Raw genomic sequence first — 15498 nt, 5'->3', positions numbered from 1 at the left:
ACGGCGGGTTAGTCTGACCGGCGTGACGATCGCAGCCGATGGCCGACGCATGCTCCGCATCGAGGCGCGCAACGCCGAGACCCCCATCGAGCGCAAGCCGGAGTGGATCCGCACGCGCGCGACGATGGGCCCCGAGTACACCGAGCTCAAGGGCCTCGTGAAGCGCGAGGGCCTGAACACGGTGTGCGAGGAAGCCGGCTGCCCCAACATCTTCGAGTGCTGGGAAGACCGCGAGGCCACGTTCCTCATCGGCGGCGACCAGTGCACGCGGCGCTGCGACTTCTGCCAGATCGACACCGGCAAGCCGGCCGACTTCGACGCCGACGAGCCCCGCCGCGTCGCCGCGTCCGTGCAGGCGATGGGCCTGAAGTACTCGACCGTCACCGGCGTGGCCCGCGACGACCTGCCCGACGGGGGCGCCTGGCTCTACGCGGAGACCGTCCGCCAGATCCACGCGGTCAATCCGGGCACCGGCGTCGAGCTGCTCATCCCGGACTTCAACGCGACGCCCGAGCTCCTGGACGAGGTCTTCTCGTCGCAGCCCGAGGTCCTGGCCCACAACCTCGAGACCGTCCCCCGCATCTTCAAGACGATCCGCCCGGGCTTCCGCTACGACCGGTCGCTCTCGGTGATCACCCGCGCGCACGACGCCGGGCTGGTCACCAAGTCCAACCTCATCCTCGGCATGGGCGAGACCACCGAGGAGGTCGTCGAGGCCCTGGGCCAGCTGCGCGAGGCCGGCTGCGACCTCATCACGATCACGCAGTACCTGCGCCCGTCGGTGCGCCACCACCCCGTGTCGCGCTGGGTGCGCCCGGAGGAGTTCGTCGAGCTCTCGCAGGAGGCTGAGCGCCTCGGGTTCCTGGGCGTCATGTCCGGGCCCCTGGTCCGGTCGTCGTACCGCGCGGGCCGGCTGTGGGGTCAGGCGATGCGCCGCTACGGGCGGCCGATCCCCGAGGCGCTCGCGCACCTCGCGGAGCCGACGACCTCGCGCCAGGAGGCTGCGAGCCTGCTCGCCCGCTGACGGGGTCAGGAGGGGGCAGATCGGTCGGTAGACTTCGGGCCCATGGCCCGCGACAAGACCTCCGACGCTGCACCGACGCCCAAGGTGAAGAAGACCCGCTGGTACCACCAGGTGTGGCAGGCGTACCAGATGACCCGGAAGAACGACCCGGCGGTCACCTGGATCATCCTCGCGGTGTTCGTCGGCATCATCGCGGTGGGCCTCGTCATCGGGTTCCTCGTCAACGCTTTGATCTACGTCCTGCTGCTCAGCATCCCGTTCGCGCTGCTCGCGGCGATGTTCGTCCTCGCCCGCCGCGCGGAGACTGCCGCGTACACACAGATCGAGGGCCAGCCCGGTGCGGCTTACGCGGCGCTCGGGACCATCCGCCGCGGCTGGACGTTCACGCAGGAGCCGGTCGCCGTCGACCCCCGCACGCAGGACCTCGTGTTCCGGGGCGTGGGCCGCCCGGGTGTCGTCCTCGTCGGCGAGGGCCCGGCCCCGCGCATCGGCAAGCTCCTGGAGGCCGAGCGCAAGCGCACCGCCCGCGTCATCTCCGGTGCGCCGATCACGCTCATCCAGGTCGGCGACGGCGAGGGTCAGGTCGCGCTGCGCAAGCTGCCGCGTGCCGTCCAGAAGCTCCGCCCGAAGCTCAGCAAGCAGGAGGTCGCCGAGGTGAACAAGCGGCTCACCGCGCTCGGCGGCGTCCGGCTCCCCGTGCCGAAGGGTGTCGACCCGATGCGCGCGCGCCCCGACCGCAAGGGCATGCGCGGCCGCTGACCGCCCGATGAGCGACGGGCGTTGGAACCACAACACGCACTACCACCGGCTCGCCCTGAGGCTCGCAGGCGGCGCGTCGAGCGCTCTCGACGTCGGGTGCGGCGAAGGGCTGCTGACGCGCGAGCTGCGCGCAGCCGGCGTCGCGCGCGTCACCGGCCTCGACCTCGATCCGGACCAGGTCGCGCGCGCCCGGTCACTCGCGCAGGCGGACGACGGGCTCCGGTACGTCGCCGGCGACGTCCTCGAAGTCCTGCAGGGCGAGCGGTTCGACCTCGTGACGTGCTTCGCGACGTTGCACCACCTCGACCTCGACGACGGCCTGCGGCGACTCCGCGAGCTCGTCTCCCCCGGCGGTCACCTGGTCGTCGTCGGGCTCGCCCGCGTCGCCACGCCCACGGACGCGGCGCTCAGCCTGGCCGCCGTCCCGGCCGCGAAGGTGGCCGACCGTGCCCGCGGGCACTGGGAGCACGGTGCACCCGTGCGGGACCCGGAGCACAGCTACGGCGACGTGCGGACGGCCGCGCGGTCGATCCTGCCCGGCGTGCTGTGGCGCAGACGCCTCTACTGGCGCTACAGCCTGGTCTGGCAGTCCCCCGCCTGAGCGGTCACCGGCGGACGATCGCCGTCCCGGCCACCCGGTCGTGCAGTCCTCGGCCGTCCGAGTCCCAGACGACCGCCGGGACCACGAGGCACAGCAGGACGGTGCGGGCCAGCGCGCTGAGGAACCCGGGCGCCATCGTCGCCCACGCTGCGTCGTCCCGCTTCTGCCCCGGGAACACGCGACGCACCCGCAGGCCCACGAGCCGGTGCCCGAGGGTGTGACCGATCGAGCCGACCAGGAGCACGTTCTCCAGGGCGAAGATCGCGAGGGTGGCCAGCGGGTTGCCGCGGCTCAGCAGGAACGCGTCCGGGTCGCTCACGAAGAACGCACCCGAGATCGCCAGGCACGCCACCCAGTCGATGGCGAGCGCCGCCACCCGCCGGCCCAGGGGCGCCAGCGCTCCCGGCCCCTCGGACGGCAACCCCAGCCGTCCACCTCGGCCGCTGCCGGGTTCGGGTGCCGGTCCGCCGCCGAGCCACGAGCTGAGGTCGCCTCTGTCTGCCACCTGGAAAGGTTAGGCGACGAGTCGGAGCCAGACGGCAATGCCCCGGAAACACCAGCGGTATACGACGTTCGTACGGTGACCCCACCTGCTCCGCTGACCACACCGGGGCGTCGAGTCCTGCCTGAGGGGTCTTCATGAGCGGAAACGCCGTGCGTCGCGAGGCGATCTGGAACGTCGAGGCCTACGTGCCGCCCGCCATCAGCTTCAACGGTGCCGAGGCACCCGGCGAGATCTTCGGCCTCAACGTCTTCAGCAAGACGGTCATGCAGAAGCGGCTGCCCAAGTCGGTCTACAAGTCCGTCATCGCCACGATCGAGCACGGCGCCATGCTGGACCCGGACGTCGCCGACGCCGTCGCCTCCGCGATGAAGGACTGGGCCCTGGAGAAGGGTGCGACGCACTACGCGCACGTCTTCTACCCGCTCACCGGCCTGACCGCCGAGAAGCACGACAGCTTCTTCGAGCCGGTCGGCGACGGGTCCTCGCTGGCGGAGTTCGCCGGCAAGACCCTCGTGCAGGGCGAGCCGGACGCGTCGAGCTTCCCGAACGGCGGGCTGCGCAACACGTTCGAGGCCCGCGGGTACACCGGCTGGGACGTGACGAGCCCGGCGTACATCCTGGAGAACCCGAACGGCAACACCCTGTGCATCCCCACCGTCTTCGTGTCGATGACCGGTGAGGCCCTGGACCACAAGACGCCGCTGCTGCGCTCGCAGCAGGCGATGGGCGAGCACGCGGCGCGCATCCTGACGCTCTTCGGGCACGAGAACCAGAAGGTCGTGGCGTTCTGCGGTCCCGAGCAGGAGTACTTCCTGGTGGACCGGCACTTCTTCCTGGCTCGCCCGGACCTGCTGAACGCTGGTCGCACCCTGTTCGGCACCAAGCCGCCGAAGGGTCAGGAGTTCGACGACCACTACTTCGGCGCCATCCCGGACCGCGTGCTGGGCTTCATGATGGACACCGAGCGCGAGCTGTTCAAGCTCGGCATCCCGGCCAAGACGCGGCACAACGAGGTGGCCCCCGGCCAGTTCGAGATCGCGCCGATGTTCGAGCGCGGCAACCTCGCGGCCGACCACCAGCAGCTCCTGATGACCACGTTCAAGGCGATCGCCAAGAAGCACGGCATGGAGTGCCTGTTCCACGAGAAGCCGTTCGCCGGCGTCAACGGCTCCGGCAAGCACGTCAACTTCTCGCTGGGCAACGCCGACCTGGGCTCGCTGCTGGTGCCGGGCGACACCCCGCACGACAACGCGCAGTTCCTCGTCTTCTGCGCGGCCGTCATCCGCGCGGTACACAAGTACGCCGGCCTGCTGCGGGCCTCGGTCGCGTCCGCCACGAACGACCACCGGCTGGGCGCCAACGAGGCTCCCCCGGCGATCATCTCGATCTTCCTCGGTGACCAGCTGGCCGACGTGTTCGAGCAGATCGCCAAGGGCGCCGCCTCGTCGTCCAAGGGCAAGGGCGTGATGCACATCGGCGTCGACACCCTGCCCGTGCTGCCCACCGACCCGGGCGACCGCAACCGCACCAGCCCGTTCGCCTTCACCGGCAACCGGTTCGAGTTCCGCGCACCGGGCTCGATGCAGACGGTCGCCGGTCCGATGACGACGATCAACACGATCATGGCCGACTCGCTCGACTACGCGGCCGGCGTGCTCGAGACGGCGGTCGCGGCCGGCACGGACTTCGACACCGCCGTGCAGGACCTGCTCACGCAGATCATCACGGACCACGGCAACGTCGTGTTCAACGGCGACGGCTACTCCGCGGAGTGGCCCATCGAGGCGGAGCAGCGAGGCCTGGCCAACCTCAAGACCACGCTCGACGCGCTGCCCGAGCTCATCACCGACTCCGCGATGGAGCTGTTCGAGCGGTACGGCGTCTTCAACCACCGCGAGATGCACAGCCGCTACGAGATCGGCCTGGAGCAGTACACGCTCACGATCGGGGTCGAGGCCCGCCTCTCCCTGGAGATCGGGACCACGGCGATCCTGCCTGCCGCGGTCAAGCACCAGACGGAGATCGCCCTGAACATCGGTGCCCTCAAGGCCGCCGGGGTCGAGGCGGACACCGCGCCGCTCGACGAGGTCGGCGCACCGATCACCGCGCTCCGGGCCGGGCTGTCCGCCCTGCGCGCCGCGCTCAAGGCCGACGTGGGCCACTCGGCGCTCGCGGAGGCCGAGCACGCCCGGGACGTGCTGCTGCCGGCGATGGCCGACGTCCGGGCGGCCGCCGATGCGCTCGAGGAGCTCGTCGCCGACGAGCTGTGGCCGTTGCCGACCTACCAGGAGATGCTCTTCATCCTGTGATGAGACGGGCATGACCGACACCCACGCCCAGGGCATAGGGTCAACATTCGTTACACGAGGGACGGCCCCGTAACGCTGTCGAAACACTTGGTACACGACAGAGAAACCAGGCGCTCGTAACCTCGCCTTGCCCGACCCCACGGGTACCACCGACCGAGGAGCAGCGGATGTTCAGCAAGCCAGAGGAAGTCCTGGCGTTCATCAAGAGCGAGGACGTGAAGTTCGTCGACGTCCGGTTCTGTGACCTGCCCGGCACGATGCAGCACTTCAACGTCCCCGCGTACTCGCTGGAGCTGGACTTCTTCACCGAGGGCCAGATGTTCGACGGGTCCTCGATCCGCGGCTTCCAGGCGATCCACGAGTCGGACATGAAGCTCATCCCCGACATCAGCACGGCGTACCTGGACCCGTTCCGGGTCGAGAAGACGCTGAACATCAACTTCCACATCGTCGACCCGTACACCGACGAGCCCTACAGCCGCGACCCGCGTCAGGTCGCCGCGAAGGCCGAGGCGTACCTGAAGTCGACGGGCATCGCGGACACGGCCTTCTTCGCCCCCGAGGCCGAGTTCTACATCTTCGACGACGTCCGCTTCCACACGAAGCAGAACGAGTCGTTCTACTCGATCGACTCCTTCGAGGCCGCCTGGAACACGGGCCGCGAGGAGGAGGGTGGCAACCTCGGCCACAAGATCCCCTACAAGGGTGGCTACTTCCCCGTGCCCCCGGTCGACGGGTTCTCGGACATCCGCGACCAGATCAGCCTGCAGCTGGACGCCCTCGGCCTCGGTGTCGAGCGCGCCCACCACGAGGTCGGCACCGCCGGCCAGCAGGAGATCAACTACCGCTTCGACAAGCTCGCCATCTCCGGCGACAAGGTCATGCTCTTCAAGTACGTCGTGAAGAACGTGGCGCACGAGAACGGCAAGACGGCGACCTTCATGCCGAAGCCGCTCTTCGGTGACAACGGCTCGGGCATGCACGTCCACCAGTCCCTCTGGAAGGACGGCGAGCCGCTGTTCTTCGACGAGAAGGGCTACGGCGGCCTGTCCGACCTCGCCCGCTGGTACATCGGTGGCCTGCTCAAGCACGCGCCCTCGCTGCTGGCGTTCACCAACCCGACGGTGAACTCCTACCACCGCCTGGTCCCCGGCTTCGAGGCCCCCGTCAACCTGGTCTACTCGGCCCGCAACCGCTCCGCGTGCATCCGCATCCCGGTCACCGGTTCGAACCCGAAGGCCAAGCGCATCGAGTTCCGCGTGCCGGACCCGTCGTCGAACCCGTACCTGGCGTTCGCGGCCATGCTCATGGCCGGCATCGACGGCATCCAGAACCGGATCGAGCCGCCGGACCCGGTGGACAAGGACCTGTACGAGCTGCCCCCCGAGGAGCACGCCCAGATCCAGCAGGTCCCGGGCTCCCTCGGCGAGGTCCTCGACCACCTCGAGGCCGACCACGACTTCCTCACGGCGGGCAACGTCTTCACGCCCGACCTGATCTCGACGTGGATCGACTACAAGCGCAACGCCGAGGTCGACCCGATCCGTCTGCGCCCGCACCCGCACGAGTTCGAGCTGTACTACGACGTGTGATCGTCCCGCCTCACGGCTGCTCCCGTGAGGCGGTGACCTGCAGTGACGGCACCCCCGTCGCCCTCGTGGCGGCGGGGGTTCCGCACGTGTGGGGGGCGCATGGACTGATCCCCTGTTCTCGCCTGCAGGGACGCTCGCACGATGGCCCGCCCAGACGCCGGTGCCCTCGAGCACGATGTTGGACGCGGCACCGTCCGGCGAGGAGACTCGAAGACGGCCCGGGACTCGACACCACCCGGGGAAGGGCGGCCGACGATGGCCGGGCACGGCGCGGCGGACGAGGCGGAGCTCGAGCGTCTGCGACGCGCGCGCGACGACGCCACCGACCAGTTCACCGCAGCGAACGCCGTCCTCACCGCCCTCGGCCGGTCGGCCATGGACCCCGACGCCGTCCTCGACACGATCGTGGACTCCGCTCGCCGCTTGTGCCGGGCCCAGGCCGCGCAGGTGTACCTCATCGACGGCGACAGCTTCACGCTCGCGTCCTCGGTCGGCGTGACCGATGCGTTCCGGCGTCACCTCGAGGCGCACCCGATCCGGGTGGACCGGGACACGATGGTGGGACGGGCGGCCACCGATCACAGCGTCCAGCAGATCGCCGACGCGCAGGAGGACCCCGCGTACCGGCGCCGTGACATCCAGGAGATCGCCGGGTTCCGCACGGTGATCGCAGCGCCGATGCTCCTGGACGACGAGGTCGTCGGTGCGTTGTCGTTGCTCCGGAGCGACGTCGACCCGTTCGACGCGAGCGGGTCCGCCCTGCTCGAGACCTTCGCCGCCCAGGCGGCGGTCGTCGTGCGCCACGTGCACCTGCTCGCGGCCCTCGACACGCGCGGCGCCGAGCTCGGGCGCCGTGTCGACCAGCTCGAGGCGCTCAGCGAGGTCGGCGGCCTGGTGAGCTCGAGCCTGGTGCTGGACGAGGTGCTGTCGACGATCATCAAGAACGCCGTCCGCTTCTCGGGCTGCGACGGTGGATCCGTCATGGAGTACATCGAGGACGACCACTCGTTCTCGGTCCGCAGCGCCTACGCCAGCAGCCCCGAGCTCCTCACCCGACTCCGCGAGGTACGGATCGAGCTGGAGACGACCCTCGTCGGCCGCGCTGCACGCGAACGCCACCCGATTGCCGTCCCGGACCTCGACGACGTGGACCTCGACCCTCATCTCGCGGTGCTGCACGACGACGGCTGGCGATCCGTGCTCGCCGTGCCGGTGCTGCGCGGTGAGCGGATCATCGGTGCGCTCGTGGTGCGACGCCGGACCCCTGGTGCCTTCGCGCCTGCGACGGTCGACTTCCTGGAGACGTTCGCCGGCCAGTCCGCCCTGGCCGTGACGAACGCGCGGCTCTTCCGGGAGCTCGAGCTCAAGTCCGCCGAGCTGGAGGTGGTGAGCCAGCACAAGTCCGACTTCCTGGCGAGCATGTCGCACGAGCTCCGGACCCCGCTCAATGCCGTGATCGGGTTCTCCGAGGTGCTGCTCGAGAGGCTCTTCGGCGACCTCAACGAGCGGCAGGAGGAGTACTTGCGGGACATCCTCAGCTCCGGCCAGCACCTCCTCGAGCTGCTGAACGAGATCCTCGACCTGTCGAAGGTCGAGGCCGGTCGCATGGAGCTGGAGCCGTCCACGTTCTCGGTCCCAGCGGCGCTGGACTATGCCATCGCGATGGTCCGGGGGCGTGCGACCGTCCACGGGATCACGATCACCCTGGACGTCGATCCTGCGCTCGACATGGTCGAGTCCGACGAGCTGAAGTTCAAGCAGGTGCTCGTGAACCTCCTCAGCAACGCGGTGAAGTTCACTCCCGACGGTGGCCATGTCTCGGTGGGCGCGCACCAGGTCGGGCGGGACGTCGAGGTCACGGTCCGAGACGACGGCCCCGGGATAGCGCCCGAGGACCGAGAGCGCATCTTCGAGGCGTTCCAGCAGGGGCGACGGGGAGCGCCCAAGGAGGAGGGCACGGGTCTGGGTCTCACCCTGTGCCGACGTCTCGTCGCGCTCCTCGGCGGCCGGATCTGGCTGGAGACGGAGATCGGCGCCGGCAGCACGTTCGGCTTCTCCGTCCCTGCCGGCACCGCGGTGCCCACCACCACCGCGCCACGTGTCGACGCCCCCGCGATCGTGGTGGTCGACGACGACCGCGCGTCGCTGGACCTGCTCGCCGCCTACCTCGACGGGCTCGGCGTGCGCGTCGTCCGGGCCCGAGACGGGCGGGCCGGACTCGATGCCGTGCGATCCACTCTGCCCGTAGCGGTCGTCCTGGACATCCGGCTCCCCGGGATGGACGGCTGGGCGGTGCTCGAGCACCTCAAGGCGGACTCGACCACGCGAGACATCCCCGTCGTCGTCGCCTCGATCCTCGACGAGCGGCCACGTGGCCTCGCGATGGGAGCCTCGGAGTACCTGGTGAAGCCGGTCGGCCGTGACGAGCTGGTGAGCGCTCTGCGACGGGCCGACGCCCTGCCCACCGACCTCGGGACCGCGTCGACGGAAGGAGCTCGGCGATGACGGGTGGCCGGATCCTCGTGGTCGAGGACAACGCGCTCAACCTCAAGCTGATCCGAGACGTGCTGCAGGTCGGCGGCTACGAAGTCGTCGAGGCCCGCTCGGGCGAGGAGGGCGTCCACCTCGCGCACGACTGCTCCCCCGACCTCGTCCTGATGGACCTGCAGCTCCCCGGCATCGACGGGGTCGAGGCCTTGCACCAGATCCGTCAGGACCCCGAGATCGGCGACGTCCCGGTGGTCGCCGTCACGGCCTTCGCCATGGAGGAGGACCGCGAGCGCGCCTACGCGGACGGCTTCGACGGCTATCTGGCCAAACCGATCAGCGTGCGGGCCCTTCCGTCCCAGGTCGACGCGTTCATCGTCCGCGGCCACCCCCATGGCTGACCAGGTGACGATCCTCGCCGTCGACGACCTGCCGCAGAACCTGCGGCTGCTCCAGGCGGTCCTCGAGCCGCGCGGCTACCGGCTCGAGCTCGCGTCGTCGGGCGAGGAGGCGCTGGCGTTCCTGGCGAAGCCTGACCAGGTGGTCGACCTGGTGCTTCTCGACATCGTGATGGCCGGCATCGACGGGTACGAGGTCTGTCGCCGGGTCAGGGCTGACCCGCGCACCGCGTACCTGCCTGTGGTGATGATCACCGCGAGCGGAGACCAGGAGAAGCTGCACGCGATCGAGGCCGGCGCCGACGACTTCGTCGCGAAGCCTTTCCACCAGGGCGAGCTCGTCGCACGGGTGGCGTCGCTGGCTCGGGTGAAGCGGTACCAGGACACGATCGCGCGGCAGGCCAGCGAGCTCGCGGAGTGGAACCGCGAGCTCGAGACGCGCGTCCGCACGCAGGTGGATGAGCTGCAACGGCTCCAGCGGCTCCGTCGTTTCCTGCCGCCGCAGCTCGCGGACCTCGTGATCGACTCCGGGGACGAGTCGCTGCTCGACAGCCACCGCCGGGAGATCGTCGTCGTGTTCTGCGACCTCCGCGGGTTCACGCCGTTCGCCGAGCAGTCCGAGCCGGAGGAGGTGATGCAGGTCCTGGGCGAGTACCACCGCGAGCTCGGCGAGCTGATCGTCGAGTACGAGGGGACCCTCGAGCGATTCACCGGTGACGGTCTCATGGTCTTCTTCAACGACCCGGTCCCCTGCGACGACCCGGCCTGGCGGGCGGTCGCGATGGCGATGGCGATGCGCGACCGCGTCGCTCGCCTGGCCCAGGGATGGACGCGGCGCGGGCACGACCTCGGCTTCGGCGTCGGCGTCGCGCAGGGCTTCGCCACCCTCGGACGGATCGGCTTCGAGGGCCGCTCGGACTATGCCGCCATCGGAAGCGTCACCAACCTCGCGGCGCGGCTCTGCGCCACGGCCGGCCCTGGCCAGGTCTTGGTCAGCGAGCGCGTCTTCGCGGCGGTCGAGGAACGCGTCGCCGGGCATCCGGTCGGTGCACTCGAGCTGCGCGGGTTCAGCCGACCCGTGAGCACCTACGTGATCGGGAGTCCCGAGATGAGCCAGCCATGACGACGTTGGACGAGCTCGACGACGCAGCGCGGTGGGAGCGGTTCGTCGGGCTCCAGCAGCGGATGCGGTCCGTCTGGGACACGATGCGCCTCGATAATGACGACGAGTCGGTCGTGATCGTGCCCTCGGTGGCGGTCGACTCCCTGGCCAGCGCGGGCCTCGCACAGGCGTTCGAGGAACGCTTCCTCTTCCTCCTTCTCCTGCTGCGGCAACCAGCGCTCCGGATGACCTACGTGACGTCGACCCCCATCAAGGACGGCATCATCGAGTACTACCTCGCACTCCTGCCGGGGGTGATCCCGAGCCACGCTCGTGCCCGGCTGACGCTCGTGTCGGTGGACGACTCGACGTCCCGACCGCTCGCCGAGAAGCTGCTCGAGCGGCCGAGGCTGCTCGCGGACATCGGGGCCGGCATCCTCAACCGCGAGCGCTGCCACCTGATCGCGTACAGCACGACCAACCGCGAGAGGGACCTCGCCCTCACCCTCGGCATCCCGATGTACGGCTCGGACCCGCGACTGTCCGCCCTCGGCACCAAGTCGGGGTGCCGTCGGCTCTTCGCGGAAGAGGGCGTCCGGCACCCGCTGGGCGCCGAAGGGCTCCGGGATCGGGAGGCGGTCGTCGACGCCATCACGTCGATCCTCGCCGAGCACCCCGGCACGGCATCCATGATCGTCAAGCTGAACGACGGGGTGGCGGGCAACGGCAATGCAACGGTCGACCTGCGTGACGTCGACGGAGGTCGTCCAGAGCTGGTGGCCGAGCGTGTCGCTGTGCTCGAGCTGGAGTCGCCCACTCTCACGCGTGACGAGTACTGGGACCGGTTCGCCCGCGACGGCGGCATCGTCGAGGAGCGGGTCACCGGCACCGAGCTGCGCAGCCCGAGCGTCCAGCTCCGGGTCCTGCCCGACGGCCAGGTCGAGCTCCTGTCCACCCACGACCAGCTGCTCGGCGGTCCCAGTGGCCAGCGCTACATCGGCTGCACCTTCCCGGCGGACCCTGCGTACTCGCGACTGATCAGCGGTCCTGCGGAGGTCATCGGCCGGCGCCTCGCGGCGGAAGGCGTCCTCGGCCGGTTCGCCGTCGACTTCGTCGTCGTGCGCGACGACGCGGGCGAGTGGGTGGCGCACGCGATCGAGCTGAACCTGCGCAAGGGAGGCACTACCCACCCGTTCCTCACTCTGCAGTTCCTCACCGACGGTCGTTATGACGGACCATCCGGGCGATTCCTCACGTCGACTGGCGCCGAGCGGCACCTGGTCGCGACGGACCATCTGGAGAGCCCGGCATTGCGTGCCCTGCGAGTCGGCGACCTCTTCGACGCCGTCGCCCGCCACCGGCTGCACTTCGACCAGTCCCGCGAGACAGGTGTGGTGTTCCACATGATCAGCTGTCTGACCGAGCTGGGCCGGGTCGGGCTGACCGCGATCGGGAGCACCCCGGACGAGGCGATGGACATCTTCCGGCGCGCCGAGCAGATCCTGCTGACCGAGGCGACGACGGCCGGCCGTGCGGCGGAGCTTCCGGCATGACGCCGGAACCCACGGCTCGGCTCTGGTACGTCGCGTACGGCTCGAACCTCAGCGCCAGCCGCTTCCGCCACTACCTGCGGGGTGGGAGGCCGCCCGGCAGCCGCCGCACGTACCCCGGGTGCCGGGACCGCCGCGACCCCGAGCGCACAGCAGCCCTCGTGATCGCAGGTCGCCTGTACTTCACCGGGTCGTCGGCGACCTGGGGCGGGGGGACCGCCGTTCTCGACCCGTCCGCGCCCGGCGAGGTCCCGGCGATGGCCTACCTCCTGCGTCCAGGACAGCTGGCAGACGTGCTGGCCCAGGAGATGGGCCGCGAGCCCGGGACGGACCTCGACCTGCCTGCTCTGGCGCGTGACGGGCGCCATCGGCTGGGACCCGGACGCTACGAGACAGTCGTGCGCATCGGGACCCTCGACGGGATGCCGCTCCTCACCCTGACCGCCCACCGGTGGGACGCGGCGCCGCTGAACCGTCCGAGCGAGGCCTACCTGTCCACGATGGCCACCGGGCTGCGGCAGGGTCATGGCTGGGACAGCGAGCGCATCCGGTCGCACCTGGCGACGATCGCGGGCGCGCAGCCGCCCTCCCGGCGGGCAACGCCGTAGCGCCCGCCCGGATCTCGACGTGGATCGACAACACGGCGGACGCCGAGGTCGCCCCGAGGGTCTGCGCTGTCGCACCAGGCACTCGGTGTCGGAAGCCGGGGGTCAGAGCTCTGATGGCCCGGTGGTTCACGCCGACCTCGGGTGTGCCTCCCGCTCGCCGAGGCCGAAGCGTTCGTGGATGAGGCCGTGCCGCAGGCCGCGGTCGCTGACCGTCAACCGATCCATCCCCAGCTTGTCCATGACGGTGCGCACGATGCAGGCGCCGGCGAGGATCACCTCGGCGCGCTTCGGCTGCAGCCCCACGATCGACCGGCGTCCGTCGGCGTCGAGCGACCGGTACGTCTCGATCTGGCGTTCGACCTCGGCGCGCTCGAGCACCGAGCCCTGGACGGCGACCGGGTCGTAGCGCGCGAGTCCCAGCATCACGGCGGTGAGGTTGGTCATCGCACCGCCCATCCCCACCAGGGCGTCCGGCGCCTGCCGGTCGTCCAGCCGGTCAAGGTCCGCGGCGATCGCCGCCAGGGCATCCTGGAGCGTCTCCGGGGAGACCTGCCTGTCGAGCCCGAAGCGCTCCGTGTAGCGGGCCGCGCCGACGTCGACGCTGAATCGCTCGTCGACCACGTCGCCGTGGCCGAACGTGAACTGTGAGCTGCCGCCGCCGGTGTCGAAGACCACCACCGCGCCGTCCGACCCGCCGAGGCCGGCAAGGGCGGCGACGTAGGCCAGACGGCTCTCCTCGTCACCGGAGATGACCTCCACGGAGACCCCCGTCGCCCGTTCGATCGACTCCAGGACCTCGGTGCGGTTCTCGGCCATGCGCAGCCCGGCGGTCCCGACGGCGGCGATCTCCCTGACCAGGTGCTCGCGGGCCTCCTCGACCATGCCGCGGATGGCCTGTGTCGTGCGCTCGATGGCCGCCGGCGAGACCCTCCCCGTCTGTGCGAGCCCGGCGCCGAGCTGGGTCACCTCGGCGCGATCGACCAACGCCTCCCACCGCCCGCCCAGGATCGGCTGGCCGATGTGGAGCTTCACCGAGTTGGTGCCCACGTCGATGGTCGCGTACCTGGGCGGCGCGTTGTCGAACAGCGCGCCCAGGCCACGCGGGTAGCTCGTGTTGACCCGGTTGCCCAGCCCCACGGCTCGGACGGCGGCCACGACCGCGTCCCGGTCCTCCGACTCGATCGCGATCGTCCTGGTGACCCACTCGCCGACCTCGACCTCGGAGAGCTCGCCGATGCAGCCCTCGATCGTGTGGCGGACGCGCCGCTTGCGGACGGGAACTGCCCGAACGCCGGGGTGGGGGTCGACCAGCTCCCGGAGGAGCTCCTCGAGGCTGTAGGTCTCCTGCGCCAGGTCGGGCATCGGCTCACGCAGCGCGGCGAAGATCGCGGCGATGTCGCTGTGGCCGAGCGGGAACGGAGCCTTGAGGACCGGTTCCCACCGTTCCAGCCCACCGAGGCCGACCTCACGGATGAGCTTGATGTCCATGAGGCCGTCGCGCACCTTGACGGTGTCGCCGCGCACCGACAGGAGGTAGAGCTCGTCGCTCTCCTTGGTGCCCGTGGGTACCTGGCCGGCCAGGAAGTCCTCTGCCGGGCCGAACGCCACGCCGAACGTGCGCCACTCCCACCGAGGGATGATCTCCGTCTGCCCCATCGGTCACCACCTCCTCGGATTGCGCGACCGTCGGCACAGTGCGGCCGGGTTCATGCCGGCTTTGCTTGCAGCTCCGCGGAGAAGAACTCCAGAGCTGTGCTGGTCTTGGTCTGCTGTGCGCCGGTGATGTCGACGCCCTTGTCGCCGAGGAGCCGCCGGAGGTCGCCGGCGACAGCGATGCCTTCCGTGGGGAGGCACTTGGTGGACAGCTCGAGGATGCGTGAGCCATCCGGGTAGAACCACATCTCGGCGACGAGCCGGCGGTCGAACGTCTCCGGCACGACCTTCAGCTTGAGCACGAAGATCGGTCCGAGGATCGACAGGTCGTCGATCGTCAGACCGTCGGGGGCGTGCTCGGCGAAGAACGCCCGCTGCTCCTTCGAGAACAGCTTGCGCAACGGCCGTTCACCGGACGCCGAGGCCCGGACCGCGGTGGCGGGGAGCTTGTTCTTCAGCGACGCGGAGCACACGAAGCTGCCGGGGACGATGTCCACCTCGACGCTGAAGTTCGGCGACTTGCGGATGTCCCTCGGGAGCTCGCTCGGGACGACGGGCCGCAGCTTCACGACCGAGTCGTTCCCGCCACCCTGGATCCGCCGCGCCCGCACGACGACGCCGACCTTGTTGAGCGCGAGATCCGGGGTGTCGAAGAAGTACACGTGGCGGATCTGGGCATCGATCGGGTCCAGGCCGAGCGTCGCGGTCGTCGAACGGTGCGCGACCTCGGGCACCGTCACCTTCAGCTCGATGCCGTCAGCCTCGCTGACCAGCTCTCGCAGCCGCAGCAGCTCGTCGGACAGCAGCACGCCTCCCGTGGTGGCCACGTCGCCCTTTCCCGCCCGCGCCGCACAGGGCGCTCCGACGTGCGTCAATCTACGCCGATCGGCGCCCCCGCATGCCGATTCCG

The 15498-nt window shown here is 70.1% G+C and carries 13 protein-coding genes; 10 read left to right on the top strand and 3 right to left on the bottom strand.

Annotation, left to right across the window (positions count from 1 at the left end; genetic code table 11):
* Positions 1 to 22 precede the first annotated feature (22 nt).
* From lipA to J2X26_RS09550, 3 genes are read left to right on the top strand one after another with little or no spacing between them, the layout of a single operon-like run.
* Positions 23 to 1024, top strand: a complete 1002-nt coding sequence (gene lipA, locus J2X26_RS09560) for a lipoyl synthase (RefSeq protein ID WP_307491743.1) — start codon at positions 23 to 25, stop codon at positions 1022 to 1024.
* A gap of 42 nt (positions 1025 to 1066) precedes the next feature.
* On the top strand, positions 1067 to 1783 hold the full coding sequence (locus J2X26_RS09555; protein WP_307491741.1) for a DUF4191 domain-containing protein: 717 nt from the start codon (positions 1067 to 1069) through the stop codon (positions 1781 to 1783).
* A 7-nt stretch (positions 1784 to 1790) separates the two neighbouring features.
* Positions 1791 to 2384: a class I SAM-dependent methyltransferase gene (locus J2X26_RS09550; RefSeq protein WP_307491739.1), complete on the top strand. Its 594-nt coding sequence runs from the start codon at positions 1791 to 1793 to the stop codon at positions 2382 to 2384.
* Between the two features lie 4 nt (positions 2385 to 2388).
* Here the strand turns inward: J2X26_RS09550 and J2X26_RS09545 are convergent, their stop codons facing one another.
* On the bottom strand, positions 2389 to 2889 hold the full coding sequence (locus J2X26_RS09545) for an RDD family protein (protein WP_307491737.1): 501 nt from the start codon (positions 2887 to 2889) through the stop codon (positions 2389 to 2391).
* Positions 2890 to 3023: 134 nt separating this feature from the next.
* On the opposite strand from J2X26_RS09545, the gene J2X26_RS09540 reads away from it, so the two are divergent.
* From J2X26_RS09540 to J2X26_RS09510, 7 genes are all read left to right on the top strand, one after another.
* The gene (locus J2X26_RS09540) at positions 3024 to 5198 is read left to right on the top strand and encodes a glutamine synthetase III family protein (protein WP_307491735.1); all 2175 of its coding nucleotides are present in this window, start codon (positions 3024 to 3026) and stop codon (positions 5196 to 5198) included.
* 167 nt (positions 5199 to 5365) lie between these two features.
* Positions 5366 to 6790, top strand: coding sequence for a type I glutamate--ammonia ligase (gene glnA / locus J2X26_RS09535; protein ID WP_307491733.1), 1425 nt, complete (start codon positions 5366 to 5368; stop codon positions 6788 to 6790).
* A gap of 141 nt (positions 6791 to 6931) precedes the next feature.
* Entirely contained in the window at positions 6932 to 9295 is a 2364-nt protein-coding gene (locus J2X26_RS09530) for a hybrid sensor histidine kinase/response regulator (protein WP_307491731.1), read from the top strand.
* Positions 9292 to 9678, top strand: coding sequence for a response regulator (locus tag J2X26_RS09525; protein WP_307491729.1), 387 nt, complete (start codon positions 9292 to 9294; stop codon positions 9676 to 9678). The genes J2X26_RS09530 and J2X26_RS09525 overlap by 4 nt, the downstream gene beginning before the upstream one ends.
* Complete coding sequence (locus J2X26_RS09520) at positions 9671 to 10798, top strand: adenylate/guanylate cyclase domain-containing protein (RefSeq protein ID WP_307491727.1); 1128 nt, start codon at positions 9671 to 9673, stop codon at positions 10796 to 10798. Before J2X26_RS09525 ends, J2X26_RS09520 begins: the two co-directional genes overlap by 8 nt.
* The gene (locus J2X26_RS09515) at positions 10795 to 12330 is read left to right on the top strand and encodes a peptide ligase PGM1-related protein (RefSeq protein WP_307491725.1); all 1536 of its coding nucleotides are present in this window, start codon (positions 10795 to 10797) and stop codon (positions 12328 to 12330) included. Before J2X26_RS09520 ends, J2X26_RS09515 begins: the two co-directional genes overlap by 4 nt.
* The gene (locus J2X26_RS09510; RefSeq protein ID WP_307491724.1) at positions 12327 to 12935 is read left to right on the top strand and encodes a histone deacetylase; all 609 of its coding nucleotides are present in this window, start codon (positions 12327 to 12329) and stop codon (positions 12933 to 12935) included. The genes J2X26_RS09515 and J2X26_RS09510 overlap by 4 nt, the downstream gene beginning before the upstream one ends.
* A gap of 126 nt (positions 12936 to 13061) precedes the next feature.
* Here the strand turns inward: J2X26_RS09510 and J2X26_RS09505 are convergent, their stop codons facing one another.
* Positions 13062 to 14591, bottom strand: coding sequence for a Ppx/GppA phosphatase family protein (locus J2X26_RS09505; RefSeq protein ID WP_307491722.1), 1530 nt, complete (start codon positions 14589 to 14591; stop codon positions 13062 to 13064).
* Positions 14592 to 14641: 50 nt separating this feature from the next.
* Positions 14642 to 15415 carry a hypothetical protein gene (locus tag J2X26_RS09500; RefSeq protein ID WP_307491720.1) on the bottom strand — a complete coding sequence of 258 codons (774 nt, stop codon included), beginning with the start codon at positions 15413 to 15415 and terminating at the stop codon, positions 14642 to 14644.
* Positions 15416 to 15498 lie beyond the last annotated feature (83 nt).

Source organism: Cellulomonas humilata (assembly GCF_030814415.1).
GTDB lineage: Bacteria > Actinomycetota > Actinomycetes > Actinomycetales > Cellulomonadaceae > Cellulomonas > Cellulomonas humilata_A.
The sequence above is the reverse complement of the archived record's forward strand: the minus strand, read 5'-3'. Positions and strand labels throughout refer to the sequence as shown.

Bases quoted from the DNA above. Each gene is read 5' to 3' on its own strand.
- J2X26_RS09555 (WP_307491741.1), top strand. From the start codon at position 1,067: ATGGCCCGCGACAAGACCTCCGACGCTGCACCGACGCCCAAGGTGAAG.
- J2X26_RS09550 (WP_307491739.1), top strand. From the start codon at position 1,791: ATGAGCGACGGGCGTTGGAACCACAACACGCACTACCACCGGCTCGCC.
- J2X26_RS09540 (WP_307491735.1), top strand. From the start codon at position 3,024: ATGAGCGGAAACGCCGTGCGTCGCGAGGCGATCTGGAACGTCGAGGCC.
- glnA (WP_307491733.1), top strand. From the start codon at position 5,366: ATGTTCAGCAAGCCAGAGGAAGTCCTGGCGTTCATCAAGAGCGAGGAC.
- J2X26_RS09530 (WP_307491731.1), top strand. From the start codon at position 6,932: ATGGCCCGCCCAGACGCCGGTGCCCTCGAGCACGATGTTGGACGCGGC.
- J2X26_RS09525 (WP_307491729.1), top strand. From the start codon at position 9,292: ATGACGGGTGGCCGGATCCTCGTGGTCGAGGACAACGCGCTCAACCTC.
- J2X26_RS09520 (WP_307491727.1), top strand. From the start codon at position 9,671: ATGGCTGACCAGGTGACGATCCTCGCCGTCGACGACCTGCCGCAGAAC.
- J2X26_RS09515 (WP_307491725.1), top strand. From the start codon at position 10,795: ATGACGACGTTGGACGAGCTCGACGACGCAGCGCGGTGGGAGCGGTTC.
- J2X26_RS09510 (WP_307491724.1), top strand. From the start codon at position 12,327: ATGACGCCGGAACCCACGGCTCGGCTCTGGTACGTCGCGTACGGCTCG.
- J2X26_RS09505 (WP_307491722.1), bottom strand. From the start codon at position 14,591: ATGGGGCAGACGGAGATCATCCCTCGGTGGGAGTGGCGCACGTTCGGC.